This window comes from Shewanella decolorationis (assembly GCF_004354305.1).
In the GTDB taxonomy this organism is placed as follows: domain Bacteria; phylum Pseudomonadota; class Gammaproteobacteria; order Enterobacterales; family Shewanellaceae; genus Shewanella; species Shewanella decolorationis.
The window spans coordinates 590,690-616,039 of the sequence record NZ_CP037898.1 but is presented as its reverse complement, the minus strand read 5'-3'; the positions used below and the strand labels follow the sequence as shown (position 1 = coordinate 616,039).

22 protein-coding genes are annotated in these 25,350 nt (G+C 45.4%); 5 read left to right on the top strand and 17 right to left on the bottom strand.

What is annotated here, in order from left to right:
- The first annotated feature begins 9 nt into the window (after positions 1-9).
- Complete coding sequence (locus EYR25_RS02725; protein ID WP_133178465.1) at positions 10-1,641, top strand: ATP-binding protein; 1,632 nt, start codon at positions 10-12, stop codon at positions 1,639-1,641.
- 53 nt (positions 1,642-1,694) lie between these two features.
- Here EYR25_RS02725 and tcdA read toward each other — a convergent pair whose 3' ends face one another.
- Positions 1,695-2,498, bottom strand: coding sequence for a tRNA cyclic N6-threonylcarbamoyladenosine(37) synthase TcdA (gene tcdA / locus EYR25_RS02720; RefSeq protein ID WP_133178464.1), 804 nt, complete (start codon positions 2,496-2,498; stop codon positions 1,695-1,697).
- A 1,594-nt stretch (positions 2,499-4,092) separates the two neighbouring features.
- Between tcdA and EYR25_RS02710 the strand changes: the two genes are divergently transcribed.
- Positions 4,093-5,157, top strand: coding sequence for a porin (locus EYR25_RS02710; RefSeq protein WP_023268542.1), 1,065 nt, complete (start codon positions 4,093-4,095; stop codon positions 5,155-5,157).
- A 180-nt stretch (positions 5,158-5,337) separates the two neighbouring features.
- On the opposite strand, the gene parC is transcribed toward EYR25_RS02710, so the two are convergent.
- Genes parC through nudF form a run of 7 tightly spaced genes read right to left on the bottom strand, consistent with a single transcriptional unit; the run spans position 5,338 to position 13,289 of the window.
- Positions 5,338-7,614: a DNA topoisomerase IV subunit A gene (gene parC, locus EYR25_RS02705; RefSeq protein ID WP_133178463.1), complete on the bottom strand. Its 2,277-nt coding sequence runs from the start codon at positions 7,612-7,614 to the stop codon at positions 5,338-5,340.
- A complete protein-coding gene (locus EYR25_RS02700) occupies positions 7,607-8,782 on the bottom strand; it encodes a PQQ-dependent sugar dehydrogenase (protein ID WP_023268544.1) in 1,176 nt (391 codons plus the stop codon). The genes parC and EYR25_RS02700 overlap by 8 nt, the downstream gene beginning before the upstream one ends.
- Before the next feature lie 52 nt (positions 8,783-8,834).
- On the bottom strand, positions 8,835-10,721 hold the full coding sequence (parE, locus tag EYR25_RS02695; protein WP_023268545.1) for a DNA topoisomerase IV subunit B: 1,887 nt from the start codon (positions 10,719-10,721) through the stop codon (positions 8,835-8,837).
- Positions 10,722-10,777: 56 nt separating this feature from the next.
- Positions 10,778-11,353 (bottom strand): YqiA/YcfP family alpha/beta fold hydrolase, encoded by a 576-nt coding sequence (locus EYR25_RS02690; protein ID WP_133178462.1) that lies wholly within the window; start codon positions 11,351-11,353, stop codon positions 10,778-10,780.
- 26 nt (positions 11,354-11,379) lie between these two features.
- Positions 11,380-12,216, bottom strand: coding sequence for a 3',5'-cyclic-AMP phosphodiesterase (gene cpdA / locus EYR25_RS02685; RefSeq protein ID WP_133182717.1), 837 nt, complete (start codon positions 12,214-12,216; stop codon positions 11,380-11,382).
- Positions 12,217-12,232: 16 nt separating this feature from the next.
- Positions 12,233-12,673, bottom strand: coding sequence for a DUF1249 domain-containing protein (locus EYR25_RS02680; RefSeq protein WP_039978681.1), 441 nt, complete (start codon positions 12,671-12,673; stop codon positions 12,233-12,235).
- Between the two features lie 4 nt (positions 12,674-12,677).
- Positions 12,678-13,289 (bottom strand): ADP-ribose diphosphatase, encoded by a 612-nt coding sequence (gene nudF / locus EYR25_RS02675; RefSeq protein WP_133178461.1) that lies wholly within the window; start codon positions 13,287-13,289, stop codon positions 12,678-12,680.
- A gap of 242 nt (positions 13,290-13,531) precedes the next feature.
- Between nudF and tolC the strand changes: the two genes are divergently transcribed.
- Positions 13,532-14,839, top strand: a complete 1,308-nt coding sequence (gene tolC / locus EYR25_RS02670; RefSeq protein WP_023268550.1) for an outer membrane channel protein TolC — start codon at positions 13,532-13,534, stop codon at positions 14,837-14,839.
- 63 nt (positions 14,840-14,902) lie between these two features.
- Here the strand turns inward: tolC and EYR25_RS02665 are convergent, their stop codons facing one another.
- The 3 genes from EYR25_RS02665 to EYR25_RS02655 are packed head-to-tail and all read right to left on the bottom strand — an operon-like array spanning position 14,903 to position 17,105.
- Positions 14,903-15,640, bottom strand: coding sequence for a TIGR04219 family outer membrane beta-barrel protein (locus EYR25_RS02665; RefSeq protein ID WP_023268551.1), 738 nt, complete (start codon positions 15,638-15,640; stop codon positions 14,903-14,905).
- A gap of 2 nt (positions 15,641-15,642) precedes the next feature.
- Complete coding sequence (locus tag EYR25_RS02660; protein ID WP_023268552.1) at positions 15,643-16,611, bottom strand: DUF2333 family protein; 969 nt, start codon at positions 16,609-16,611, stop codon at positions 15,643-15,645.
- Between the two features lie 11 nt (positions 16,612-16,622).
- Positions 16,623-17,105, bottom strand: a complete 483-nt coding sequence (locus tag EYR25_RS02655) for a copper chaperone PCu(A)C (RefSeq protein ID WP_133178460.1) — start codon at positions 17,103-17,105, stop codon at positions 16,623-16,625.
- A gap of 34 nt (positions 17,106-17,139) precedes the next feature.
- Here EYR25_RS02655 and EYR25_RS02650 point away from each other — a divergent pair, with 34 nt between their 5' ends.
- On the top strand, positions 17,140-17,877 hold the full coding sequence (locus tag EYR25_RS02650; protein WP_133178459.1) for an enoyl-CoA hydratase-related protein: 738 nt from the start codon (positions 17,140-17,142) through the stop codon (positions 17,875-17,877).
- Positions 17,878-18,016: 139 nt separating this feature from the next.
- On the opposite strand, the gene EYR25_RS02645 is transcribed toward EYR25_RS02650, so the two are convergent.
- The 5 genes from EYR25_RS02645 to EYR25_RS02620 form a co-directional block, all read right to left on the bottom strand.
- A complete protein-coding gene (locus EYR25_RS02645) occupies positions 18,017-18,217 on the bottom strand; it encodes a PspC domain-containing protein (protein WP_011623980.1) in 201 nt (66 codons plus the stop codon).
- A 145-nt stretch (positions 18,218-18,362) separates the two neighbouring features.
- A complete protein-coding gene (locus EYR25_RS02635) occupies positions 18,363-18,656 on the bottom strand; it encodes a hypothetical protein (protein ID WP_023268555.1) in 294 nt (97 codons plus the stop codon).
- A gap of 208 nt (positions 18,657-18,864) precedes the next feature.
- A complete protein-coding gene (gene dusA / locus EYR25_RS02630; RefSeq protein ID WP_133178458.1) occupies positions 18,865-19,872 on the bottom strand; it encodes a tRNA dihydrouridine(20/20a) synthase DusA in 1,008 nt (335 codons plus the stop codon).
- A 228-nt stretch (positions 19,873-20,100) separates the two neighbouring features.
- Positions 20,101-20,775 carry a Fe2+-dependent dioxygenase gene (locus EYR25_RS02625; RefSeq protein ID WP_133178457.1) on the bottom strand — a complete coding sequence of 225 codons (675 nt, stop codon included), beginning with the start codon at positions 20,773-20,775 and terminating at the stop codon, positions 20,101-20,103.
- Positions 20,776-20,850: 75 nt separating this feature from the next.
- Entirely contained in the window at positions 20,851-23,046 is a 2,196-nt protein-coding gene (locus EYR25_RS02620) for a TonB-dependent receptor (RefSeq protein WP_133178456.1), read from the bottom strand.
- 561 nt (positions 23,047-23,607) lie between these two features.
- Between EYR25_RS02620 and EYR25_RS02615 the strand changes: the two genes are divergently transcribed.
- Positions 23,608-24,072, top strand: a complete 465-nt coding sequence (locus EYR25_RS02615) for a chemotaxis protein CheX (RefSeq protein WP_023268559.1) — start codon at positions 23,608-23,610, stop codon at positions 24,070-24,072.
- Positions 24,073-24,237: 165 nt separating this feature from the next.
- On the opposite strand, the gene alr is transcribed toward EYR25_RS02615, so the two are convergent.
- Positions 24,238-25,314 (bottom strand): alanine racemase, encoded by a 1,077-nt coding sequence (gene alr / locus EYR25_RS02610; protein WP_023268560.1) that lies wholly within the window; start codon positions 25,312-25,314, stop codon positions 24,238-24,240.
- Positions 25,315-25,350 lie beyond the last annotated feature (36 nt).

Sequence of the window (25,350 nt, the reverse complement as noted above, 5' to 3'; positions counted from 1 at the left end):
TTATTTAAGATGCTGACATTCTTTAGCCAATTTATTAAAAGCCCGATAGGTCGGCATCTCACCTTGTCTATTGTGCTATTCAGCTCCTTAATCACGTTAATGACTTCCGCTTATCAACTTATTAGTGATTACCGAGGAGATGTCAGCCGGATTGATCGCGTTTTCTCCAATATCGAAAAAGCCAATCTAGATGTGTTAGCGGCAAGTATTTGGGTGATCGATGAAAGACTTATTAATACTCAGTTGAATGGTTTAATTCAACTACCTGATATCAATTACATTTCTATAAAAGATGATAGCGGGCAGTCTTGGAACTCTGGTAACGAAAAGCAAACCCACACCCTAAAAAAGATTTTCCCCCTGATTTATAAATCGCCAACCGATAACATCAATGTCGGAACCCTTGAGGTTCAAGTAGATATGGATGCGATTTACCAACGTCTTTTTGATAAAGCGATCCTCATTTTGCTTTCCAATGGCATAAAAACATTCTTAGTCGCTGGATTTATTCTGTTTCTAGTTTGGTACAACATCACTAAGCATCTGGATAAACTCAGTAATTACTGCAAACGTATCAACTTAGATACTGACTTTGAACCTCTCCAATTTGAACGTAAAGAGAAAATCGATGAGTTTAAACAAGTGGCCGATGCTATTAACAGTATGCAGGGCCAGCTTCGTAGCTCATTCGAGGCATTAAAAAACTCCAAAGCAGAATTGCAAACAGCGTTAGAAGATAGAGAACGCTTACTCAAACTTGAACGCAGTTATAAAGAAGAGCTTGCAAGGCAAGTTAAAGAAAGAACACAGGAATTAGAACAATCCTTAGCAGCGTTGAAACGGGCACAGCAGGTATTAGTCGAGCAGGAAAAGATGGCAGCTTTGGGTGGCTTAGTCTCGGGTGTCGCCCATGAAATTAACACTCCGATAGGTATTTGCTTGACGGCAGCTAGCGCTCAGTTGAGTCATATAGAAGAACTCATCGAACTTATTCACAGTGAGCAGGCTACGCTGGATGAAATTAATGCGATTTTGGATGAGTATCAACAAAGCTGTGAGTTAATCGTACGCAATATCACCAAAGCAAGCAGTCTTATCCAAAAATTCAAGACGATCGCCATTGATCGCAGCCATGAAGAGCATCAATGTATCAATTTACAAAGCCAGTTAAAGGAGATTTTAGAGTCTAGTTTGATTATGCATCCTAAGGTTCAAGCACAAACTCAATTGCTTGTCGATCCAACATTAAATATCCAAACTAATGTCAGTCTGCTGAACCAAATTGTCAGCAATATTTTATCAAACGCCTTTACCCATGCATTCCAAGATAGAGACAACAATCAGGTACAAATTAAGGCATCTATTGAGCAAGATTTTGTGAATATAAGCATTCAAAACAATGGCATTACTATACCACCTGAAGTTGCTGAACATATGTTTGAGCCATTTTTTACCACCAACAGAAGTAAAGGTGGCACCGGATTAGGGTTATCCGCCGCTTTTAATGCGGCCACTTTGCTAAAGGGAACGATGAGCTACAAAGCAGACTCCCTGCTTGGGGGAGCACAATTTGATATTCGCATCCCACTAGCACAATGCAGTGGCCCCAAGTTAAGTACACAGCAAGAAATGACCACTTGAGTTGCTATAAAAGGTTGAAATAAACGTAAGATCTCACACGCGTTTTAGTTTATTTATTCGTTTGCGAGTTGCGCCAGTCTTGCGAGCACACGACTTGCGGCCACAAATCCAAAAGTGCCCGTCACCATAGTCACAGCCCCAAAGCCAGACGCACAATCCATACGCATCGAGCCATCAGCGCCAGCCTTACTGCTACACACGGAACCATCGGTCTGAGGGTAAACTAATTGTTCGCTGGAAAACACTGCATCTACCGCAAAACGACGCTGCACATTTTTTGAGAAGTTATATTCGCGGCGCAAAATATTACGCACTTTGGCCAGCAAAGGATCTTGATAGGTTTTTGCCAGATCGGTGAGCTGAATTTGCGTAGGATCGGTTTGACCGCCCGCACCACCAACCGTCACTATCTTAATTTTTTGGCGTTTACACCAAGCAATCAAAGCAGCTTTTTGCTTAACCGCATCAATACAATCAACCACATAATCAATATTACCCCCAGCCTTTGCTCCGAGCAAATACTCACCGAGGTTATCGACAGTAATAAAGTCTTCCACTTCATTCACTTGGCAATCGGGATTAATTGCGCGGATCCGCTGCGCCATCACAGCCACTTTAGATTCGCCGATCGTCGCTGTCAGAGCATGAATTTGACGGTTCGTGTTGGTTACACAGATATCATCCAAATCAATCAGGGTAATTTGGCCAATACCACTGCGCGCCAAGGCCTCCGCCGCCCAAGTACCAACGCCACCGATGCCAATCACCACCACATGGGAGGCGGCAAATTTAGCGAGCGCCTTTTGCCCGTATAGGCGGCCAATGCCACCAAAGCGATTTTGATAGGCTTCAGTCATTAATACTTACCTTATATCTAGCTAAATACATCCGCATGGATGGAATCACTATCCTGCGCAGCATAATGCAATAAAAATTCGCCGTGGATTCTAAACGATTTAACCCCAAAATCGAAATCAAACTCGCTCTATGCCCAGCATTCAAGGTGTGCTGCCGCACTATTGTTTTGTCGATTTAAGCTGACACTAAGTCACAACAACTGTCACAACAAGTTAGCCGCTGCAACCGGGCTCACCGAACAGCCCCTGCAAAGTTGTATTTATTCATATAGGCAAAGCTATCTCGCCAAAGTCAGCCAAGAGAGTTAAAAAAGCACCACCTCGCCATCAATCCATTTAATTATAATAACGTAACCACCATCCATAGTTCATTATGCCAATACAAGCTCGCACGAATGAATAAAATCTCTTATTGAAAGCACAACAGATTTAATCAATTGAAAGGCACGACAGATATAGCCTAGATCTTAAGCACATAAACAAGTACCCCCATAATTTGGGTTATGTGCGGTACTCAAGCGGGCTAGAACAGAACGATAACGAAGACACAGCCAATAATGTAGATTATTTTGCCTTGCTAATGATTACTCAGCAAAGCACCCGTTAAATGTGGGCTAACGGGTATGACTAACAATCCCTTGCTCTTTCCCCTCATAAAGCCGCTTGCCCTTAACCGGGCCAAATAACGAGGCATTGCTTCCCGTTATGGCTGTCAATGCCTATAGCAGTCAGGCTTATCTAAACTAGACAAAAAACGTCTACATACACTAGGGCGTGTTGACGTTTCAGGGTTATTTTTGCAGCAGTTTAGCTAGCTTTTATGCAAGGCAATGTCCGTGCAGTGTCGTTATTCTACATAAACAGACGATAACGCAGCAGTAAAGCCTGCCAAATGCTGCCCGAAGGGTTCGTCTGGCAAGCCCTTGCTCTGACTTTCTGTCATAGGAGCCGCTCGTCATTTGAATAGAATAACAACACATCATTCCTCGTTCCGCGAGCACGTGCTTGCCAGAAAGAGCAAAATCTAATCTCGAAACGTCAACACGCCCTAATACTATGGTCTAGGGTAACCCTACTCGCTTCATTAGCAAGCTTATGCTAGCTAGGGTAAAACAAGATATAAATGACGCTCAAACAATTTTGATATTACATATTGATTTTTAAAAGATAACTAAATCAAACAACCATATAGATTTGATAAAAAATACCTCTTTACTCGAATTTATTATCGTACTGAGTACCAAATAGCATCAATCAGCCTATTTATGACAAACTTGCGACAACATTAGTATATGCTACAGTTACCCCCGCCGGCTCGCTTATGCCATGGCGCCTCACATACCTCTTTAGTGGTAAGTGAAAAAGACAGTTTTACCACTTTCACGCCGATTTACGATCAAGCTATAGGGAAAATTCCTAAAAAACCCCGAATACGGACAAGGAGAGCCAAAAACATGATCTGCAACACAGCCTGTGAGTCGTAAAACTGTAAGAATCGGCGGCAACTTTGTTACTGATTTCTGTAACAAATGTGTTAAACCACACAAAAACCATGAAAAATGGATAAGAACTTAGGTTCGAGGGAGCACAAAACATGAAAAAGACATTCATCTCTGCATCAGTTGCATCAGTACTGGCACTGGCTTCATTCGGCGCGCTAGCCGAAGGCCCAAGCTTCTACGGTCGTTTAGAGCTTGCACTTACTAATACTGAAACAGGTGCAACTCTACAATCTGGAACAAATGGTGTTGACACAGCAAACTATGCTGATGAAAACAATGCTGGTACCTATTTAGAAAACAACTTCTCTCTGTTAGGTGTTAAAGGTTCTGAAAAGATCGCTGACGGTTATGATGTTGTTTATCAAATGGAGTTCCAAGTTGAAAACACTTCAGGTTCTGGTGATGTTTTCAAAGCTCGTAACACTTTCTTAGGTTTAAAAACTAATGCAGGTACTGTATTAGTAGGTCGTAACGACACAGTATTCAAACAAGCTGAAGGCGCGGTAGACGTATTTGGTAACACTAACGCGGATATCGACCGTCTAGTTAGCGCTCAAACCCGTAGCGCAGACGGTGTTTGGTACTACTCTCCAAAAATCGCTAACTTAGTGACGTTAAACGCAACTTATCTGTTCGACGATAACGACACTACAGCAAAAACTAACGAAAGCTTATACGCTCTGAGCGCGACTCTGGGTGATAGCAAATTTAAAGATCAAAACTACTATGTCGCTGTAGCTTACAACAAAGGTATCGCTGGTGTTGATGCATACCGTGGTGTTGCTCAAGTTAAATTTGGTGACTTCAAAGTGGGCGGTTTATTCCAACAATCTGAAGATGTTGTGAATAGCGCTAAAGATGGTAATACCTACTTTGTAAACGTAGTTTACACCTTAAACGGTGTTAACCTGAAAGCTGAATACGGTTCAGATGAAGCAGGTTTCGGTAACTACTACAAAAACGTAAACAAAGGTGGCGCAACTGGTACTGATATCAGCGTGCAAAACTTCAACGTCGGTGCTGATTACCGCTTCTCTAAATCAACTATGGTATATGGCCAATACGCAATGTACCGTGGTGACCATGTCGTAGCGGGTAACAAAGTAGACTTACAAGACGACAACGTATTCTCTGTAGGTGTACGTTACGACTTCTAATATCCTTTCGGATATTAACTAATAAAAACCTACCGCTTGCGGTAGGTTTTTTTATGCCTTGTATTTGAGACAAGTGCTTCTTTAGCTCATAACAGAAGTCATAAAAAAGCCACTCAAGGGACACTTAAGTGGCTTTGATTAACTTGTTGCAACTAGATCTTACGCAAGCTCAAATTACCTTTAAATGCTAGGCAGAATCTCGGCACCTTCACCTAATTCCACACTATCAACACGCTGTAGCCCGCGCGGTAGTTTGGCGCCGCGGCGGCCACGTTCACCACGGTAATGCTCTAAATCGCTTGGTTTTAACGTCAATTTCCGCTTGCCAGCCCAAAGAGTCACAGACGTATCCGCTGGGACTAGCTGCAAATGGGTCATCAGCTCTTCACGATTCTTAGCACGCTCGCTTGGAATACCGATAATTTTATTGCCTTTACCCTTAGACAGCTGTGGCAATGCTTCCAATGAAAACAGCAACATACGGCCTTCATTGGTGATAGCAAGAATAGACATCTCCCGATTACGATCAATCGGTTTAGGCGGTAGAGATTTGGCATTCGTCGGTAGGCTTAACAGGGCTTTACCCGCCTTATTGCGTGAAACCATATCATTGAAAGTACAGATAAAACCATAACCCGCATCGGTGGCGAGTAGGAAACACTGTTCATCTTCACCTAAAATCACATGTTGCATGGTTTCGCCAGGCGCCATATTAAAGCGCGTGGTGATAGGCTCACCTTGGCTCCTCGCCGATGGCAGACTATGGCTATCGGTGGCAAATGCACGACCCGATGAGTCGATAAACACCGCCGCCTGATTACTGCGCCCCATCGCACTGCACAGATATTGATCGCCTGCTTTATAGGATAAAGACTCGGCATCGATATCATGGCCCTTAGCACAACGCACCCAGCCTTTTTCAGATAACACTACGGTCACAGGCTCGCTCGGTGTTAGCTCCTGCTCGGTTAAGGCCCGGGATTCATGGCGCTCAACAATCGGCGAGCGGCGCTCATCGCCATAGGTTTCACCATCTTGAATGAGTTCCTTCTTGATCAAGGTTTTTAAGCGGCGATCTGAGCCTAATAATTGCTCTAGTTTCTCGCGCTCAGCCTCAAGCTCATCCTGTTCAGCCTTGATTTTAAACTCTTCAAGCTTGGCTAAATGACGTAATTTTAACTCGAGGATAGCTTCGGCTTGCCTATCAGTCAGGTTAAAGCGCGCCATTAACTCGGCCTTCGGTTCATCGTGGAAGCGAATGATTTCAATCACTTCATCGATATTGAGGAAGGCGATCATCAAGGCTTCGAGGATATGTAACCGTGCCAGTACTTTATCGAGACGATACTCGAGGCGACGTCTTACGGTATCGACACGGAACTCGAGCCATTCAGTTAATAAGTCTTTAAGGCCCTTCACCCGTGGACGACCATCAAGGCCAAGCACGTTGAGGTTTACCCTAAAGCTTTTCTCAAGATCGGTAGTCGCAAACAAGTGTGCCATGAGCTGGTCACAATCGACGCGGTTTGAGCGCGGCACCACCACCAGTCGCACCGGGTTTTCATGGTCGGACTCATCACGTAAGTCCGCTACCATAGGTAGCTTTTTCGCCTGCATCTGCGCCGCGATCTGCTCTAAAATTTTGCCGCTACTGGCTTGGTGTGGCAGAGCAGTGATCACTATCTCACCCGCTTCTACACTATACACAGCGCGAGCTTTTAGGGAGCCACGGCCCGTTTCATAGACTTTGGCGATGTCGGCAGCTGGCGTGATGATTTCAGCCTCGGTCGGATAATCCGGCCCTGGCACATAGCTCATCAACTGCTCAAGTTCGAGTTTAGGATCATCCAGCAGCGCCACACAGGCATTGACTAACTCTCTGGCGTTATGGGGCGGAATATCCGTCGCCATGCCCACTGCAATACCCGTGATGCCATTGAGTAAAATATGCGGTAAACGTGCAGGCAGCACTTTAGGTTCTTTTAATGTGCCATCGAAGTTAGCGCCCCACTCGACCGTTCCTTGCCCTAGCTCAGACAATAAGACTTCAGAGAACTTAGACAGACGCGCCTCGGTATAACGCATCGCCGCGAAGGACTTAGGATCGTCCGGTGCCCCCCAGTTACCTTGACCATCTACCAATGGGTAGCGGTATGAAAATGGTTGCGCCATCAGTACCATAGCCTCATAACAGGCGCTATCGCCATGGGGATGGTACTTACCTAACACGTCACCGACAGTACGGGCTGATTTTTTATGCTTGGATTGAGCTGATAACCCAAGCTCACTCATGGCATAAATAATCCGCCGTTGTACTGGCTTAAGCCCATCACCAATATGGGGCAAGGCTCGGTCCATGATGACGTACATGGAATAATTCAGATAAGCTTCTTCGGTAAAGCGCCGCAGGGGCATTTGCTCTACACCGTCTAAGCTTAACTTGATCGCGTCACTCATTTTGTTCTAATTCCTGTGGTTCTTCAGTATTATCGCCATCCCTATAGAACAGCCGATACAGGTTACCTTTTAAATCATCTGAGATGTACATTGCCCCATCCTCACCAGATAACAAGGCATAGGGACGGGCAACGGGAAACTCGCCATCGAGAAAGCTGACGATGGTTTCACGGCTTACTACCTGATCATTCTCGAGTTTCAACATAACTATCTGATAACCGACTTTACTTGAACGGTTCCACGAACCATTTTCAGCAACAAACAATTGGTTATGGTACATCTCAGGGAATTGTTTGCCGCGATAAAACGCCAGCCCCGTAGGGGCAACATGGGCAGGCAACTCATAGACAGGGATGGCTATCTTCAAATTCTTCGGTTTTTCGTAAGCAGGCTCGACCACAGACGATGCATGCAAATAAGGAAATCCATAATGGCTACCGACTACATCGACACGGTTAATTTCATCAGGCGGAAGGTTATCGCCCATCCAATCGCGGCCTTGGTCGGCAAACCAGAGCTTGCCATCTTTCGGGGACCAATCAAATCCTGTTGCATCACGAATACCAAGTGCAATCTGCTCACTTGCTCCAGTATCGACATTGATTGCAATAATACTGCTATAGGGCGCGCTCGCCTCACACACATTGCAAGGTGCACCGATAGAAACATATAACCTACCATCGGGGCCAAAATTCATCGCACGGGCGCTTTTCTTATCAGACTCAGGCAGATCGCTATAGATCTCCTTAGGGCGACTCGGCCGACGCAAACGCTGCTCGATATCAATAAAACGTACGATACGGTTTTCGGTTGCAACAAAAAGATCGCCATTATGGAAGGCAATCGCATCGGGAGACTCCAGTCCTTTGGCAATGATATAGCGTTTATCAACGCGTCCATCTTGATTGCTATCAACCAGAGCATGCACTGTGCCACTCTTATTGGAACCGACAAATAAGGTGCCATTTGAGCCCATTGCAATCTGCTTAGCATCCCCTAGATCGGAAGCATAAAGAGATAAACCAAAGCCTTTAGAGACGGTAATCATGATCGACTGAGACCCCGCTATTGCAGCCTGACTCGTTAACAAAGCCAAGCTCGCCAGTAGGGTCCAATAGGCAGAGAACACCTTTAAACACTTATAATTATTTGTTTTTATATACAACATGGTAATTTTCTTTATGCCTAAGTTTTATTGTTATCGGCAATAGTGCACAACATTAAAGTACCGCCATGTCACCCTTATCCTCGAGCCAAGTTTTACGATCGGGAGAGCGTTTCTTAGCGAGCAACATATCCATTAAAGAGTCCGTTTCTTCAACATCATCAATAGTTAACTGTACTAAACGACGGGTGTTCGGATCCATGGTCGTTTCACGCAATTGCAGCGGGTTCATCTCACCCAAACCTTTAAAGCGTGTAACTTGAACCTTACCCTTTTTATTTTCAGCACTAATACGGTCGAGAATACCTTCTTTTTCAGCCTCATCTAAGGCGTAGTATACGTCTTTACCAATATCGATACGGAACAGCGGTGGCATAGCGATATAGACATGCCCCTGTTCGACCAGCACTCGGTAATGTTTCAAAAACAAAGCGCAGAGTAAAGTTGCAATATGTAGCCCGTCAGAGTCCGCGTCTGCGAGAATACAAATCTTGCCATATCTTAGTTCGGAGATATCGTTGCTATCAGGGTCGCAACCAATCGCCACCGAGATATCATGCACTTCCTGCGAAGCCAACACCTGCGAAGCATCTACCTCCCAAGTGTTTAGGATTTTACCACGCAGCGGCATAATGGCCTGAAACTCACGGTCGCGCGCCTGCTTGGCACTGCCGCCCGCAGAGTCCCCTTCCACGAGGAAAAGTTCGCCGCGCATCGGATCTTGGCCGCTACAGTCTGTCAATTTACCCGGTAATGCCGGGCCCGAGGTGACTTTTTTACGGGCCACTTTTTTCGCAGCTTTTAAGCGGCGCTGGGCGTTATTAATACACATTTCCGCCAGCGACTCGGCCAATTCAGTATTCGAGTTAAGCCACAACGAAAACGCATCACGCACAATCCCTGAGACAAAGGCTGAGCTTTGACGGCTCGAGAGTTTCTCTTTAGTTTGGCCTGCAAATTGCGGATCTTGCATCTTCACCGAGAGAATGAAAGCCGCGCGGTCCCAAATATCCTCAGGCGACAGTTTGATGCCGCGGGGGATAAGATTGCGAAACTCACAGAACTCGCGCATCGACTCCAGCAAACCTTGGCGGAAACCGTTCACGTGGGTTCCACCTAACGGCGTAGGGATCAAGTTAACATAACTTTCGTTAATCGCATCGCCACCTTCAGGCAGCCAAGTAATAGCCCAATCCGCGGCTTCAATTTGGCCTTTAAAGCTGCCGATAAAGGGCTCTTCTGGCAACATTAAATTATCGCCAACCGCAGTTTTAAGATAATCGGTTAGTCCACTCTCGTAGTACCACTCATGGACTTCATTAGTTTGCTTATTGGTAAACTTGATCCTAAGGCCTGGACACAACACGGCCTTGGCACGCAGTAAATAGATGAGTTTGGAGTTGGAGAAATTCGCCGAATCAAAATAGCTAGCGTCGGGCCAGAAATGTACTCGGGTACCAGTATTGCGACGACCGCAAGTACCAGTGACTTTTAACTCTTCAACCTTAAAGCCATTTTCAAAAGCGATATCATACACTTGTCCATCTCGACGCACCGTCACTTCGACGCGGCGAGACAGAGCGTTAACCACCGAAATCCCCACACCGTGCAAACCACCGGAGAACTGGTAATTCTTATTCGAAAATTTACCGCCAGCATGCAATTTAGTGAGGATCAGTTCGACCCCGGGAATGCCTTCTTCAGGGTGAATATCGACTGGCATTCCACGACCATCGTCGGTGACTTCAAGGGAATTATCGGTATGGAGCACAACTTCGATTTTAGTGGCGTGACCCGCTAAGGCCTCGTCCACACTGTTATCTATGACCTCTTGGCCTAAGTGGTTAGGTCGGGTGGTATCGGTATACATACCTGGACGGCGTTTAACTGGGTCGAGTCCGTTAAGAACTTCAATGGCGTCAGAGGTGTATTGATTCGTCATAGTGTACGCTATAAGTTGTTATATCCGGCCATGTTGCGGCTCTGGATGACTATTTGTCAAGGTAAGTGTAAAAATTGGCTTACAGTTTGCAGATATCGCTCATAACCTACAAAACTGTGATCACCACCGGATTCAATCCGTAATTGGCAATGATGATACTTATGCAGTGCTTCTCGATAATCGAGTACTTCATCGCCCGTTTGCAATAGTACCAAAAAACGATCGGGATTGCGGATAACAGCCGTATTAAATTCAGCCACTTCCAGCTTATGTTCTGGCAATACCTGATAATGCTCTTCGGTATAAGGGTTAAATTGCGGCCCCATAAATTCATCAAACAGTTCAAAGGGTTTTACCGCTGGATTCACCAATACAGCGCGGCCACCATATTGCTCTGCTAAATAGCTCGCAAAATATCCCCCTAAGGATGAGCCGATATAGCTCAGAGGCTCGCCCGCTTGTGAAGCTTCCTCAACATAACTTTGCAACAAGGCAATGGCGGCCTTAGGAGTGTTGGGTAATTGCGGTTGATGGAATACTAAGGAAGGGTGATGCTCGGCCATATATTGCGCCGTCATCACCGCTTTATCGGAGAAAGGTGAACTGTTGAATCCGTGAATATAGAGCAGCATAGTTCCTCAAGCTGCGGTCACTCGCGTTAATAACCGCTGGAATCTTTATCTGGGGAAAACAGATTTCCCGGCACGCGATACACATTAGTGCTGATGCTACCATCGGCCTTGAGCTCCAGCAAACGATAACCGGGTTGCAGTACATCAAGGGCAAAATAAGGCGATTGCGGTTTAAACTGGATACAAGTAGAGGGTGTTGCCATTAATTGCAGCATGCCGTGTGGGCCATCGTAATGGGTATCCAACTGTTGATGTACATGCCCCCAGAGCAAAGCTTTAATCTGTGGGTATTGGGCAACACGTCGGAGGAATTCAGTGCCATTATCCATACAATGTTGGTCTAACCAAGCACAATTAACCAAGATAGGGTTATGGTGCATCACAAGCAGTGTATGGTGTTCTGGGTGAGCAGCCACGGCCTGCTCAATCAGTTCAAATTGACTTTCGCCCATGTGCCCGCCTGGTTTTCCACGCACAGTGGAATCCAGCATTAAAATTTGCCATTTGCCAATTAAAATACGCTGCTGGCCAAAAACTCGCTCACCTTGCATGTGCAAAAACATGATCCGCGGATCATCATGATTCCCTGGCAGATAATGACAAGGCAAGTTCAACGGCGCCACAGCGGTAACAAAATGACGATAAGACTCAGGGGAATAATCTTGGCTTAAATCGCCCGTAGCTAACATCAAGTGTGCAGGATAATTTACCGCCCGAATCGTATTGAGCACTGCGGCCAAACTTTTGCTGGTATTAACACCAAGGAGCTGCGCTTCAGGATCGGCAAAAAGGTGCGGATCTGTGACCTGCACTATGCGCACACTTTCATCAGCTATAGAGTAAGAGACAGCCTCTTTCAGCACATTGAATACCCAATTTTTAAGACTGGCAAACCAACCGTTGTTGGCAACCAATCTTCAATAATTCTCCCAGGAATGCATTAACCTGGTACTTCTCATCACTATGATACATACGTAAATTGGGATAATCATACACTGGACGCAATTGGTAAATCTGTTGACCAGTTAACACTTCTGCTAATTTAGCATCGTGATAAATTCTCACTAACACCTTGGGAGTATTGATAAACTCAATAATGTTAACTGGTCGTGAGATCTCAACTAATTGAGTGTATTTGGTATTTTCTAAAATACGGATTACTAATACACCCGCTTCACCTTCGAGTTGCCAAGACTGACCCACTTCGATATCAAGCGGCAACCACTTTTGCATATAGCTATAGTTACGCCCGCATAGCGCTAAAAAGTCGCTTACGTTTGGTTGGTAGCGCGGTTTACGGTGCGATATTGAAGAAGCCAAACTTTTATCCAACGCTTGCTAGTTGCTGATAGTTTAATTGCAACCACTGTAATCCAATTACGGTCGACGCATTGTCAATTGCCCCACTGACGACACCATTATAGGCATCCTCACGGTCTAACACATGCAATCGAATATCTTCGTGTTCTTCAGCTAATCCATGCAGGCCTTGGGCTTTAGAGGAATCCACCTCTGCCCAATAGAAATAGAAACGCTCCGTACTTCCACCGGGGCTTGCCAGATAACTATTCACAAAGTGCATATTATTGGCGGTTAAACCTGTTTCTTCTAACAATTCGCGATGTGCGACATCCAGCGGCGTTTCGTCGGGCGCAATCATACCCGCGACTAACTCCATTAGCCAAGGAGATTTAGTGGTCGCTAATGCAGGAAAACGAATTTGTTCAATCAAAACAATCTTGTCACGAGCAACATCATAGGGTAGCACAACTACAGCATGGCCGCGCTCGAACACTTCACGGGTTACGGGTTGGCTCCAGCCACCCGCGAATAACTTATGTTTAAATGTAAACTGCTCGAGTGCAAAAAAACCTTTATACAGCGACTTTGTCTCGAGAATCTCAACATCTATTTGCGAAAAAACGGAAGGCTTCATATTTTATCCCTAGCTGTTAAATTTTCGCCTATTATCAAGGCAATTTGGCTCATTTTTAAAATAAAATCTGTTACACTTCGCAGTTGACTTGAACGTGTGGGAGTTTTTAGACTCTACGACATTAAGTTTTAGCTGTATCGGGAAGCGTCGGGAAGCGCAAACCGCCTTGGTAAAGGCATTACTTAGTCTAAACGAAGTTACATATTTCTCCTTTTGGGGATTTTGTCTAATAAGGACAGCAAATGAAATTTAAGATCCGTTCTCTATGCGCAGCATTAACTCTCGCAGCCTCCGCTCAAGCGGTTCAAGCAGATGATTTACTGCAAATATACCAACAAGCACTGACGAGCGACCCGCAGGTATTACAAGCGCAAGCTCAGCGTAATGCCTTGTTTGAAAAGATTGAACAAAACCGTGCACCACTGTTACCCACTATCAGCGCTAACGTGGGTTATGACAAAGCATGGAATGATCCTCGGGACAACACCAGTGGACTAACTGGTAGCCTAAAGCTGAACCAAGTGATCTATGATCACAGTGCTTGGGTTGGCTTAAGTCTTGCCGAAAAAGCGGCTTCTCAAGCGGATTCAAACTACGCTTCTGCACTGCAAAATTTGATCACTCGTGTGACTAAAGCCTACTTCGATGTATTAACGGCAAAAGATAACTACGAGTTCCAAGGTGCTGAGAAACGTGCGATTGAACGTCAACTCGAGCAGACTAAACAACGTTTTGCCGTAGGTTTAACTGCAATTACTGACGTTCATGAGGCACAAGCACAATATGACTTAGCCTCAGCCTCAGAAATTCTTGCTGAAAATACCCTAGCAAATAGCTATGAGGCACTGCGTGAAATCACAGGCATCGACCACAAAGCCCTAAACGTGCTCGACACCAACCGTTTTTCAGCGGTAACACCTGCGCCAACATCATCAAACGAGTGGTTAAAGATTGCTGAGACCAACAGCGTCGATTTGATGACTCAACGCATCGGTAAAGATATCGCCCAAGAGACCATTAGCCTCTACAAAGCGGGCCATATGCCATCTCTTAGCCTAAACGCTGGCTACAACAAAGGGTTAGAGCAAAAAACTGGCGACGTAAATGAGCCAGATTTTGACAATGTGAACGTTGGCGTGAACTTAAGCATTCCTATTTTCGAAGGCTTTAAAGTCACGTCACAGGTCAAAGAAGCACAATTCCAATATGTAGAAGCGAGTGAGAAGTTAGAGCAAACCTACCGTAGTGTAGTGAAAAACGTTCGTAACAACTACAACAACGTTGGCGCTTCAATTAGCTCTATCCGTGCCTATGAGCAGTCAGTAATTTCATCTGAAAGTGCGTTAAAAGCGACGCAAGCGGGCTTCGAAGTGGGTACTCGTACCATTGTTGACGTACTGAACCGTACACGAGATCTGTACGACTCAAAACGTAAATTGTCGGATGCTCGTTACAGCTACATCAACTCAATTGTTGCGCTGAAACAAGCTGCTGGTACCTTAAATGAAGACGATGTTATCGCTATCAACAACGGTCTAAAAGCCGAATAAGATTGCAATATCACCCAATAAAAAACCGCCATCAAGGCGGTTTTTTATTGTTCGCTTTAACGCTTAGAAACTAATTTCTACGCCGGCGAAATAGCCATCAAACTTAGTATCGGCACTGATGCCTGAAAAGTTGTTCACATCAAAGGCAAACTCACGATAGCCCACTCGTACACGGGTATCTACCGCCATACCATCGAACTCCCAACCTAAGCCGATTGCATAGTCGTGAACCTTAGACTCATTTACCCCAAGCATTAAATCCGCAAAGCCGAATAGACCAAGGCCAGGCATGCTCACATGTGTACTGGCATAACCCATCACAATGCCACTATCTACGTCTTTCTCTTCAGGATGACCAGGGTCTTGAACACGCAAAGAACCGTTCATCAGCTTATAAGCAGCACCTAGGTCAAATGACAGAATGTCGTTATCCAACAGCTCGTAGTACAACACAAAATCGGTGTTGCTCAAGTCGGTATAACTGGTCACATTACCTTTAAAATCATGACCGTTGAAGCTAAAATCAGCATTGGTCAGACTGCCCTTCTGATCTAAGCTATTTTCACGAATTTTAAGATTCGGGATAAACGGCAGCGGATGCTCAACCGCAATCCAGTAGCTACCTTGCGCCGATGAACTATAGTCAAACCCTTGCTGTGGCTGACCTTTATCAGAAAAAGTACCGCTGGTATCGGCGCGCCAGTAATCGCCACCAATTTTAAAACCAACCACTGTTGCCGCTTGGGCAGATGTAGCCATTAAGCATCCTAATACCGCACTGGCGAGGAATGTTTTCTTCATAATTAACCTTGAGATAGCAAGTTCGTTAAATCAATCACCGCGGCATTCGCACGGGACACATAGTTAGCCATAACCAATGAATGATTAGCGACTAGGCCGAAACCACTGCCATTAAGTACTACAGGGCTCCAAACCGTTTGTTGAGTCGCCTCCAGCTCACGAATGATCTGTTTCAGGCTGACCTCAGCATTTTTCTTTTTCAATACGTCAGCAAAGTCGACTTCAACTGCACGCATAAAATTCAGCAGTGCCCATGAAGCACCTCGGCTCTCATAGAACACATCATCGATTTTCCACCAGCTGGTTTTCACCTGATGGCTTGCTAAGTTAGGGGTCGATTGACGGGCTGCGTTATCGCCAGCTAAATCGGTATTAACGCGTTCTTGACCAACACTGGCTGATAAACGTTGAGACATGCTACCCAAACGTTTTTGCACTTCTTTGAGCCACTCGTTAAGGTTGTCAGCACGGGCGTAGAACTGTGCATCCTGATTGTTTGGATCCATCATACGCGCACGGTACAGTTTGAGTAACTTAACACCATCGCGGTATTCGCTTTCAGCACTTGGCACTAACCAGCTAGTGTGATCAATGTTCAGTTTCGCCTGCGCTTCACTTAAGTCTTTATCTGCAGTTGACTGCGACTGAGATCGACTAAATTCCTTACGCATAATCAGTGCTAAATCACGGGCTTGCTCTAAAGCGCCATACTCAAACGCAGGCATGTTATCCATAAAAATCGACGGTGGCATCACATCGTTTGATAACCATCCCCCCTGCTTATCCAGCAGTGTTTCAACGGTCAGGATCAGCGACGTAGTAGTCGCATAGCCTACAATATTTTTCTCGGCAGCCGTTAGTTGTTGTGGCGTCAGGGTATCAGGTTCGATACTCCACCACACACTTACAAAATAACCTATTAAAACAACAAATAAACCAATTCCGGTGACCTTCTTCCATGTTATTTGCATCAAGTGACTCCTTAATGATGGTGATGATGCTCATGTTCAGCAGCATTCTCGGCCTGTTTCGCAACAGGCAATGTAATCGTTAGATTCTCGCCATCGTTAAACTGCAATTGCAGTTTAACTTGCTGATCTAAGGCTAATGGGGCTTTGAGTCCGATGAGCATCACATGCTCTCCAGACGGCGAGAGGGTTAATTTTCCGTGGGAGGGAATATCGAAACCTTCAACATGGCGCATTTTGACCATGCCTTGTTCTTCGATCATAGTATGCAATTGTGCTTCCTTCGCGACCTCAGTTGTCACTCCGGTGAGGCGAACCGTTTTATCGCTATGGTTCTCCAGCGTAAAGTAAGCGGCGGTATTTGGTACTGTATCAGGCATTGCACGGACGTGGCCTTCGGTCATCACTACGCTGGCGAAAACAGAAAATGAGGCACAGGATAATGCGACACAATTAAACATCTGTTTGAATATCGGTTTCAATGTCTTAAACTCCATGTCTACCCAATGTCGTCGTAAAGGAAAACAACCCATGAGTCATATACAGGTAAGGGATGATCAGGGCGTTCGTGTTATCAGCTTTAATCGCCCAGATAAACGCAATGCACTTGATCTAAATATGTATAAACAACTGACAGAATACCTGATCGAAGGTGAAGCAGACAACGACATTCGTGCCTTTATGCTCCATGGTGAAGATAATTGTTTCACCTCGGGTAATGATATTGCTGACTTTTTGAAAAATAGTGACTTAGGCCCAAATCACCCTGCGGTGCGCTTCCTATTTTGCCTATTGGAACTCAAAAAACCGCTGGTTGCCGCCGTCTCTGGTGCCGCCGTTGGCATTGGCACAACGGTGCTGCTGCACTGTGATTTGGTCTATGCCGACAACACGGCTAAATTCCAACTGCCCTTTGTGAATTTGGCCCTAGTGCCCGAGGCTGGTGCAAGCTTACTTTTACCCGAATTGGTGGGTTATCAAAAAGCGGCGGAGTTCTTATTACTCGGCGAAAGTTTTGATGCCAGTACAGCGCACAGGCTGAATATCATTAACGATGTCATCGCCCAAGAAGAGTTGCTTGGTTACGCCCTAAATCAGGCCAAGAAACTGGCTAATCAGCCACCGCAAGCACTGCAAATTACCCGTCAGTTGATGCGACCACATAAAAACCGCGTGCAACACCAGATGCATCAAGAATTAGAACAATTTAGTGCAAGACTTAAAAGCGATGAAGCAAAAGCCAGATTTCAGGCTTTTCTTAAAAAGTGATACTCACTTAAACAGTGTTCACTATTAGCATGAGGGTCGATGTGCCCTCTTGTTGATAGCATCCCGCTAAAGGCTGTGTCCATAAACTTGCATCGGCTAACCCATTCACGTCCCCAAATCGAGGGAGTTGAAACTTGGGTTAAATCGGTCTTTTCCATTGGTCCACAAGTAAGGCCAGTACAAAGTAAACTAGCAGACTCACACCCGGCATAAATAGAATCGCGCCAGCCCACACTACACGAGTCCAAAAACAGGACCAACCAAATTGCCACGCCATACCAGAGGCAACACCACAGACTAAACGTTCTGAATTGTCCATTCGCATTTGCGCTCGTTTCATTTTGAACTCCAATTGATGAATAATTTACTTATCGCTGACACTGTGCCACTGAAACCAGCAGATAATTCCTGAAAACAACGCGAGGCTAATCACTGGTAGCAGTAGCAGAGTCATAAGAGGTGCTACAAACCACATAGGCAGCTCCTTACTTGTTTGCGCTGTATTCGCCTGAGGTGACAGACTCACCTTGGTTATCCGCGCTCAGTGTTAGCTGACTATTGAAGTCATAGATACTTTCAGCTAATTGTGTTTGCAGTGATAACACCAGTTCACGCTTAGTGTTAACCAACAACTCCTGCGCTTGGGTGCTCAGCGTTTGCTCAATAGCGCCCACTACATCAGATACGGGTGCAGCTTCGGCGTGTACCGCAACACTCGCCATTAAGGCACCGAATAACACACTTGCTTGAACTGATTTTTTAACGTTTGAAGTAAACATGATGTCGTCCCTTTCCGATTGATTAACTTGACATAGGGACTAATACAAAGGGCGTGCCAATTTATCAAAACAAATTTAAGATTATGATTTTAAAAGATTTATTAATTTATTTTAAGCAGGGGTGATATAGGCGAGATATTTGATAAAGGTAAAGTGGTGGAAAATACTACAGGCATTAGTCAATCTCACCACTTTTTAAATCGAATGATTATTGAGCAATCATTTCGCTCTGAATACTTTGATAAGCCTGCTTGACCACCTCAATACCGGCACCGTTTTTATGGGCGTTTTCGCTCAAATAACGACGCCACGCACGGGCACCCGGTAAGCCTTGGAATAAGCCAATCATATGACGAGTGATATGATTTAAGCGTCCGCCCGCCTGCAAGTGAGCCTCAATATAGGGCAACATAGTCTCAATCACGGCTTCACGGCTAATCACCGCCTTCTGGCTGCCGCAGAGGATTTGGTCAACCTGCGCTAGAATATAGGGATTTTGGTAAGCCTCACGTCCCACCATCACACCATCTAAGTGCTGCAAGTGGGTTTTAGCCTGTTCAAGGCTAGTGATACCACCGTTAATGCTGATATTGAGCGTCGGATAATCACGCTTAAGCTGATACACCCTGTCGTAGTCTAAGGGCGGGATCTCGCGGTTTTCCTTTGGACTTAAGCCCTGTAACCACGCCTTACGCGCATGGATAATAAACTCACCACAGCCTTTAGCCATAACAGTATCAATAAAGTGAGTCAAAAACTCATAGCTATCCTGCTCGTCAATGCCGATGCGCGTTTTTACCGTCACAGGAATATCAACCACTTGCTTCATGGCATCGACACATTCAGCCACCAGCTCAGGTTCCGCCATCAAACAGGCACCAAAGCGACCGTTTTGCACCCGATCGGAAGGACAGCCCACATTGAGGTTTACTTCATCATAACCGCGCTCGGCGGCAAGTTTGGCGCAGCGAGCAAGTTCAGCAGGATTCGAGCCACCCAACTGCAATGCAAGAGGATGTTCTTCTTGGTTATAGGCAAGATAATCACCACGGCCATGCAAAATCGCCCCCGTTGTCACCATCTCGGTATACTGCAAGGCATTGGCCGACATTAAGCGAGCAAAATAACGGTAATGACGATCCGTCCAATCCAACATAGGTGCAATGGAAAAGGTGCGGTCGAGCTGTAGACCATCATTAAGATTATTTTTCAACACGTGACTATCGACTCAAGTAATTAAAATTTGCCAGTAAGTTCAAGCTTTGAGGGATAAAGCGCCTTAATTTAAGCCGCTGATGAGCAATGCAGCGCCAGCGTAAAAATACAAAAACAGTAAACGAGTTAACGTTTACTGTTTTGTTGCCCCCTCAGAGCTGGCGGGATTATACCCTAAACCGCCCGCTTTGGGGAGATGAAGCGAGGAGAGAAGCCTAGCTTAGAATCACTACAACTCGCTCCAACGTCTGAGCAAGTTATGGTAAACCCCCGTCAGATTAAACAACTCTTGTTCTGGCGCGGCCTGCGCCGTCAACGCTTGAATCGATTGATCGAGTTGAAATAGCAAACGGCGCTGCCCCTCATCGCGCACCATACTCTGCAGCCACATAAACGCAGCGGTACGTACACCCGAGGTAACAGGAGTGACCTGATGCAAACTTGTCGAGGGATACAACACCAATGAGCCCGCCGCGAGCTTAATGCTTTGCTGGCCATAGGTATCTTGGATCACCAGCTCACCACCTTGATAAGTGTCTGGCTCACTTAAAAATAAGGTGGCTGATAGATCGGTGCGCACCATACCATCGCTGGTCGAGCGAATCGCGTTATCAATATGGTAGCCAAAGGTTTCGCCGCCTTGATAACGATTAAACAAGGGAGGATAAAACTGTAATGGCAGGGCCGCCGAGACAAATAAAGGGTGGGCCAACAAGCGTGCCATGATCAGCTCACCGATTTGCAGTGCGACAGGGTCATCTTTGTCTAACTGCTGATTACGTTTACGGGTGCTCGCCATTACGCCCGAAGTCTGATTGCCATCAATCCAAGTGCGGGCATCGAGCTCTTCCCTTAGCTGAATGACTTCTTCTTTAGAAAAAACATTCGGAATTTCAATAAGCATTTCAAAATCCTATTGGAATAGCATAAACATCAAAGGCAGCCCAAGGGCTGCCATTCAGATCTCGATTAATACTGCTTAGAAGTGCATATCGGCACTTAACATCACTAAGCGGCCAGGGGCCATATTAGCAAAGTGCGCGGTGTACGCTTTATCGTAATAACGCTCATCCGTTAGATTTTGTACGTTCAGGCGTAAGGTCAAGAATTCGCTCATTTTATAAGATGAAGTCAAATCAAAACGCCAGTAGGATGGAATCGATAACGTGTTAGCCGTATTACCATAAACCTTACCCATGTAGTATGCGCCCGTACCAACTGTAAAATCCTCAGTCACATCGTAAGTCGTGAATAAACTTAAGCTATTTTTAGCAGTATTAGGGAAGCGATTGCCATTTTGCGCTTGATTATAGCCATTGCTTTCCAACGTCGCGTCCAAGTAAGTGTAACCACCAAAACCGTGCCAATGCTCAGTAAAGTCACCGGAGAAACCGAGCTCGAAACCTTTCACCTTTTGCTCGCCAACGTTTTCCTGTGGCGAGTTACGATCACCAGAGGTCGCAACCCGAGCGTTGTTTTTCTCGATTTGGAATACAGAACCATTCAGAGATAAACGTCCGGCAAAGAAGTCCCACTTAGTGCCTAACTCATAGCTCTCCGTATCTTCTGGCTCTAAATCGGCGTTGGTACTGCCAAGGCGATCCGCGCCATCACCATTTGAGGTTCCCGGAGGGTTAGAAGAAGTGCCCCACGCGGCATAAATACTGCCGTTTTCAGCGGGCTTATAAAGTACCGATAATTGATAGTTAAAGAAGTCGGTATCGTTGCTGAATTGAGAGGTCGAATTCTCAGCACTGGTGCTGTAATCGTCCCAACGGATCCCGGCATTCACCATCCACGCTTCGGTTAACTCAATGGTGTTAAAGGCATAAAGCGAGCGAGTATCGGTTTCTGTAACAGTCGCATCGGTGCCGAGGGTGATAGTGCCAACCCAAGGATCATGCGGATTTGGATTATCCAGCAGCGTACAGTTGTAGTTATCAAGCATTGCCTGATTACAACCCGCGTTGCGGCCATTGCCCGTATCGACGGTGTAACTCAAATTGCTGGTACGTTCGTTACTGAGTTCAGTACCGACGGCAAAACGGTTAGTCATTCCCGCAAGTTTTGCTTCACCCGAGAGTTGCAATTGAGTCGCTAAGGTCTTTGTGACCGAATGGCGCGACTTAGTGTTTCGCCAAACATAACCATTAGCCACGTTACCCGTGGTGTCGTCTGGGTTAGTCACAATATAGTAATTGCTGTTACGGCTATAGATAGAAGTCGAAGTGAACTGCATATCGTTGTTAAAATCATGGCTGATCAACACCGACGCCGTATCGTCCATAGTGTCGCGAAAATCCCGCGATAACAAACCGTAGAAGTTATCAGGGTCGACATCCGCAGGTTGACCCGTTGCCTGATCGTAGGGAATACCATAATCAGGAATATCATGATTTTCAAAGTGATAATATTCGAGTGTCACTTTGGTTGGCGTCGTTAAACCAAAGGTCACCGAAGGCGCTACACCCCAACGATTACCCGTGACTTCATCACGGCCCGGAGTATCGGCATCATGGGCCATCATGTTAATACGGACCGCAGCCTCATCGGCAATCACATGGTTGACATCGACACTGGCGCGTTTAAGTGAATCCGTCCCGACAGCAACATCGGCATTAATAAAGTCATCGGACTGGGCTTTTTTGGTCACAATATTGATGCTACCGCCAACAGCGCCACGACCGTTATAGACAGAGCTTGGGCCTTTCAGGACTTCGATTTGTTCAATGTTAAAGGTTTCGCGGCTTTGTGAACCCACATTGCGCATACCATTGATAAAGGTTGAAGATTGTGCATCGTAACCACGGATAAAAGGCCTATCACCATAGGGGTTACCGCCTTCACCTGTACCTAAGGTGATACCAGGTGTTGCACGCAGCGCATCGGTAAAACTCTGAGCGCCCATATCCTTGATGAGATCTTGATTGATTACGGTAACGGTTTTAGCGGTATTAAGCAGATCTTCGGTAAATTTACCCGATTGCACTTTACGGCTGTTATAACCTAAATACTCACCGTTAACTTCAATATGTTCAACTTTCTTATCAACGGTTTGAGACTGAGATTCTGTCGCCATAGCAGGCGCGGCAGAAACCGCCATACCTATGGTTAACGAACCTAAAACATGGGCACCGAGTATGACTCGGCCATTGCGGCGTTTTGCAAATTTCATCAAAAGCATTCCTGTTGCGGAGTAAACTCTGTAACAGATGTCCCCCATCTGTTAATCGCCGCTAATATATGTAAATTTAATTTTGTGATCAATAATTATTATCATTTACATTATAATTTAATGTAAATCACATTTTATGACACTATGTGTTGCTAGGTGGTTGTAGAGGAGATATTTTCAAACCGATAATAGTTTACTGCATAAGCAATTGTAAAAATTACCATTTATGCTTTTTAGTCTTAAGGGAATGTAGAAATTTTAGTTTATTGAGTTTTGCGGTATGGTAATCCGTATCATCAATCTTTAGTTAGAAACCCACTCAATAGCTGGATAAAGTTAGCATCCAAAAACGTGAGCCTTGTTTATTGTTTGTCGAGTCTCACATATGCAAAGATTTTTACGATAAACAACAAGAAAATCGTGAAATTAACCTCACATTTCCATTTGTGTCATCTAAGCTGATAGAGTGTGATTAAGATTGCTGTGGTTGAGCCACTTTTCGACTACCCTTAATTACGTGGTGACCATAAGGCTTAAGTTCATAAGAGGACACACTAAAGCATGAACGTCAATTTTATTAATCCTTTTTTGCAGTCGCTGCTCAATGTCATTTCGACCATGGCCAGCTTAGAGCTCACGCCTGGTAAACCTCAGATCAAAACTGATAATCTAGCTAAAGGTGATGTGTCAGGTTTGATTGGTATGGTTGGGCCACAAACCAAAGGCTCACTTTCAATTACGTTTGAGCAAAAATTAGTACTGCAAATTATGCAAAATATGCTGGGTGAAAATCCCGGTAAAATAAATGAAGAAGTGACAGATTTGGTAGGCGAAATCACCAATATGGTTACAGGTGGCGCTAAAAATCTTTTAGGACAAAAGGGTTATGAGTTCGAAATGGCAACCCCTATGGTGGTATCTGGCCAAGGGCATACCATATCCCACAAAGCCAATGGCACTAAAATCATTATGCCTTTTACCAGCTCACATGGAACGGCCTATATCGAAGTGTGTTTTGAAAGTTAGCAATAAAATGTCTGAGTAAATTAGAATACCAATTCTGGTTTTATGATCTCTAAACTGCTTTGCATTATTGAGTTTTTCTATCGCATAACAGGCAAAAGATAAATTTTATAAAACTGACACAACGGAAACGGCGCCGGAGCGCCGTTTTTTATTTATTTTAGTCACTTATGCTAAGCACACCGCTACTCTTGGGGTAAGTTTAGTCACTAACTCATAGGCGATGGTGCCAATGTGCTCTGCCACTTCCTCAACGGGCAAGGCGGCGCCCCAAAGCAGGGCTTCATCGCCCACAAGATCTGTCGCATCAGCGCCTAAATCGACGGTTAGCATATCCATAGATACGCGACCAACGATCGGCACTCTGCGACCATTCACCCACACAGGCGTGCCTTCGGGCGCATTACGTGGATAACCATCACCATAGCCAATAGCCACAACACCAAGGCGAGTATCTTGTTTCGCCGTCCAATAACAACCATAGCCAACGGGTTGTCCCGCCTTGTGATCGCGCACGGCAATCAAACGCGAAACTAAGTTCATCGCCGGGATCAGACCATGATTGGCACCGCAATCCCCTGTTACAGGAGACACACCATAGAGTGCAATCCCTGGACGGATCCAGTCCCCTTGGCTCTTGGGCCAATAGAGTGCACCCGCAGAATTGGCTAAGGTTCTAAACCCAGGTAAATCCGCGGTTAACTGGTTAAAGGTTTGCATTTGCACTTGAGTGTAATGATTTTCAGGCTCATCGGCACAGGCAAAATGAGTCATCAAATGGATGGGCTTGGCGACATTGTCACAGGCGGTCAAACGTGCATACACCTGTGCAAATTGCTCAGGCGTCACGCCTAACCGATGCATACCAGAATCCACTTTCAACCATACAGTGACAGGTTTTGATAGCGTCGCCTGCTCTAACATTTCAATTTGCGACTCGTGGTGTACCACAGTATCGATATCGTGCTCCACCAGCAAAGGTAAATCTGTGCTGCGAAAGAAGCCTTCAAGTAATAACAGGCGCGCTTTTACGCCACCAGCGCGTAGTTCTAAGGCTTCTTCTAATCGGGCCAAGCCAAAGCCATCGGCATTATTTAAACAATTGGCGACATTTAATAATCCATGACCATAACCATTGGCTTTCACCACTGCCATCACTTGGCTGCGACTCGCCTGTTGACGCAAGACGGCGAGATTGTTCTGCAGTGCACTACTGCTAATTTCTGCTCGGGGAAAAGGTTTCAAAATTTGCCTTGTCTATTTGGAAAGTCAGGAAATAAA

What these genes read in the sequence shown, in the direction of transcription:
- EYR25_RS02725 (WP_133178465.1), top strand. Translation starts at nt 10, where the DNA reads ATGCTGACATTCTTTAGCCAATTTATTAAAAGCCCGATAGGTCGGCAT.
- tcdA (WP_133178464.1), bottom strand. Translation starts at nt 2,498, where the DNA reads ATGACTGAAGCCTATCAAAATCGCTTTGGTGGCATTGGCCGCCTATAC.
- EYR25_RS02710 (WP_023268542.1), top strand. Translation starts at nt 4,093, where the DNA reads ATGAAAAAGACATTCATCTCTGCATCAGTTGCATCAGTACTGGCACTG.
- parC (WP_133178463.1), bottom strand. Translation starts at nt 7,614, where the DNA reads ATGAGTGACGCGATCAAGTTAAGCTTAGACGGTGTAGAGCAAATGCCC.
- EYR25_RS02700 (WP_023268544.1), bottom strand. Translation starts at nt 8,782, where the DNA reads ATGTTGTATATAAAAACAAATAATTATAAGTGTTTAAAGGTGTTCTCT.
- parE (WP_023268545.1), bottom strand. Translation starts at nt 10,721, where the DNA reads ATGACGAATCAATACACCTCTGACGCCATTGAAGTTCTTAACGGACTC.
- EYR25_RS02690 (WP_133178462.1), bottom strand. Translation starts at nt 11,353, where the DNA reads ATGCTGCTCTATATTCACGGATTCAACAGTTCACCTTTCTCCGATAAA.
- nudF (WP_133178461.1), bottom strand. Translation starts at nt 13,289, where the DNA reads ATGAAGCCTTCCGTTTTTTCGCAAATAGATGTTGAGATTCTCGAGACA.
- tolC (WP_023268550.1), top strand. Translation starts at nt 13,532, where the DNA reads ATGAAATTTAAGATCCGTTCTCTATGCGCAGCATTAACTCTCGCAGCC.
- EYR25_RS02665 (WP_023268551.1), bottom strand. Translation starts at nt 15,640, where the DNA reads ATGAAGAAAACATTCCTCGCCAGTGCGGTATTAGGATGCTTAATGGCT.
- EYR25_RS02660 (WP_023268552.1), bottom strand. Translation starts at nt 16,611, where the DNA reads ATGCAAATAACATGGAAGAAGGTCACCGGAATTGGTTTATTTGTTGTT.
- EYR25_RS02655 (WP_133178460.1), bottom strand. Translation starts at nt 17,105, where the DNA reads ATGGAGTTTAAGACATTGAAACCGATATTCAAACAGATGTTTAATTGT.
- EYR25_RS02650 (WP_133178459.1), top strand. Translation starts at nt 17,140, where the DNA reads ATGAGTCATATACAGGTAAGGGATGATCAGGGCGTTCGTGTTATCAGC.
- EYR25_RS02645 (WP_011623980.1), bottom strand. Translation starts at nt 18,217, where the DNA reads ATGAAACGAGCGCAAATGCGAATGGACAATTCAGAACGTTTAGTCTGT.
- EYR25_RS02635 (WP_023268555.1), bottom strand. Translation starts at nt 18,656, where the DNA reads ATGTTTACTTCAAACGTTAAAAAATCAGTTCAAGCAAGTGTGTTATTC.
- EYR25_RS02625 (WP_133178457.1), bottom strand. Translation starts at nt 20,775, where the DNA reads ATGCTTATTGAAATTCCGAATGTTTTTTCTAAAGAAGAAGTCATTCAG.
- EYR25_RS02620 (WP_133178456.1), bottom strand. Translation starts at nt 23,046, where the DNA reads ATGAAATTTGCAAAACGCCGCAATGGCCGAGTCATACTCGGTGCCCAT.
- EYR25_RS02615 (WP_023268559.1), top strand. Translation starts at nt 23,608, where the DNA reads ATGAACGTCAATTTTATTAATCCTTTTTTGCAGTCGCTGCTCAATGTC.